We start from the raw sequence: 2,384 nt of genomic DNA, 5'->3' as shown, positions 1-2,384 counted from the left end.
GGTCGAGACCGGGGCCGGAGCTGGTTCCAGCCCCAGTTCCAGCGCCTCGAGCCGCTTGATCTCGTCGCGCAGCCGGGCCGCCGTCTCGAATTCCAGGTCGGCGGCGGCGGCGCGCATGCGCTTTTCCAGTTCGGCGATCGTGCTGCCCAGGTCCTTGCCGACGAATTCGCCGACCGTCTCGCCCTTGAGCGGCGAGACGGTGACGTAATCCTGCTCGAACACCGAGGACAGGGCCTCGCCGATCTGCTTGCGGACCGATTGCGGGGTGATGCCGTGCGCCGCGTTCCATGCCGACTGTTTTTCGCGCCGGCGGGCGGTCTCCTCGACCGCGTAGCGCAGGCTGTCGGTCATGGTGTCGGCATAGAGCAGCACGCGCCCGTCGACATTGCGCGCGGCGCGGCCGATCGTCTGGATCAGCGAGGTGCGCGAGCGCAGGAAGCCTTCCTTGTCCGCGTCCAGGATCGCGACCAGCGAACATTCGGGAATGTCCAGCCCTTCGCGCAGCAGATTGATGCCGATCAGCACGTCGAAGGCGCCCAGCCGCAGGTCGCGGATGATCTCGATCCGCTCCAGCGTATCGACGTCGGAATGCAGATAGCGGACGCGGATCCCGGATTCGTTCATGTAATCGGTCAGGTCTTCGGCCATGCGCTTGGTCAGGGTGGTGACCAGCACCCGGCCGCCGGCCGCGATCGCCAGGCGGCATTCGGCCAGCAGGTCGTCGACCTGCCGCTCGACCGGGCGGATATCGGTGACGGGGTCGATCAGGCCGGTCGGGCGGATGACCTGCTCGGCGAACACGCCGCCCACCCGCTCCATCTCCCACGGTCCGGGGGTGGCGCTGACGAACAGGGTCTGGGGCCGGAACTTGTCCCATTCGGCGAATTTCAGCGGCCGGTTGTCCAGGCAGGACGGCAGGCGGAAGCCGAATTCGGACAGGATGGATTTGCGCGCATAGTCGCCGCGTTCCATGCCGCCGATCTGCGGCACGGTGACGTGGCTCTCATCGACGATCAGCAGCGCGTCCTCGGGCAGATATTCGAACAGGGTCGGCGGCGGCTCGCCCGGCTTGCGGCCGGACAGGTAGCGGGAATAATTCTCGATTCCCTTGCACACGCCGGTGGTCTCGATCATTTCGAGATCGAAGGTCGTGCGCTGCTGCAGCCGTTCGATCTCGAGCAGCTTGCCCTCATCGGCCAGTTCGGCCAGGCGCTGGCGCAGCTCGTGCTTGATGCCCACCACCGCCTGGTTCAGCGTGGGGCGCGGCGTCACATAGTGACTGTTGGCATAGACGCTGATGTCCTGCAGGTCGCCCGTCTTGTCGCCGGTCAGCGGATCGAACTCGATGATCGAATCGATCTCGTCGCCGAACAGCGAGACCCGCCAGGCCCGGTCCTCGTTCTGCACTGGAAAGATATCGATGCTCTCGCCGCGCACCCGGAAAGTGCCGCGCTGGAAGGCCGCGTCGTTGCGGCGATATTGCAGTTCGACCAGCGCCTTGACCAGCCGCTCGCGATCGATCTCGCCCCCCGTTTCCAGCCGCACCACCATGCGCGAATAGGTTTCGACCGAGCCGATACCATAGATGCACGACACCGAGGCCACGATGATGACGTCGTTGCGTTCCAGCAGCGCCTGGGTGGCGGCGTGGCGCATACGGTCGATCTGCTCGTTGATCTGACTGTCTTTTTCGATATAGGTGTCCGAGCGCGGGACATAGGCCTCGGGCTGGTAGTAATCGTAGTAGCTGACGAAATATTCCACCGCGTTGTCGGGGAAGAACTGCTTCATCTCGCCATAGAGCTGAGCGGCCAGGGTCTTGTTCGGCGCCAGCACCAGGGTCGGCTTCTGCGTGGCCTCGATGATCTTGGCCATGGTGAAGGTCTTGCCCGAGCCGGTGACGCCCAGCAGCACCTGGTCGCGTTCGCCCGCCGCGATCCCCGCGACCAGTTCGGCGATCGCCTGGGGCTGGTCGCCCGCCGGTTCGTATGGCGCGCTGATGGTCAGGCGCCGCGTCTTTTCCTTCGGCGGCTGCCGTTCGGGCTGGAAGGTCACGATTTCGGTGGACGGATCGGGACGGCGGACTTTGGCGCGGGCGGGTGCGGGCATGGGGTGGACTGTGGGGACGGGGCGGGCCGGACGCAAGGGCCGAGAGGCATGCCCCCGGGGCCCGATGGGGCCGTGCCGATGACGATCGGGGCTTGGCACCGTCCGGCACGCGCCTAGATTGAAGGACATGGATGGATTCCAACCGCCGCGACGCCCGGGCGACCCGGCCCCCTTCGTGCGCGTCATCGACCTGGAGACCAGCGGCCGGGATGCGTCGGACGGCGGCGTCGTCGAGATCGGCTGGCAGGACGTGGTGCTGTGCGCGGATGGCGGCT

The 2,384-nt window shown here is 66.4% G+C and carries 1 protein-coding gene; it reads right to left on the bottom strand.

The genetic code is table 11. The annotated features are described in order from the left end of the window. The coding region (gene uvrB / locus HUK84_RS15090) for an excinuclease ABC subunit UvrB (RefSeq protein ID WP_246285708.1) at window positions 1-2,109 on the bottom strand (2,109 nt) is incomplete at its 3' end. Window positions 2,110-2,384: the final 275 nt, after the last annotated feature.

It is taken from the genome of Nguyenibacter vanlangensis, assembly GCF_013376155.1.
Taxonomy (GTDB): Bacteria; Pseudomonadota; Alphaproteobacteria; order Acetobacterales; family Acetobacteraceae; genus Gluconacetobacter; species Gluconacetobacter vanlangensis.
The sequence above is the reverse complement of the archived record's forward strand: the minus strand, read 5'-3'. Positions and strand labels throughout refer to the sequence as shown.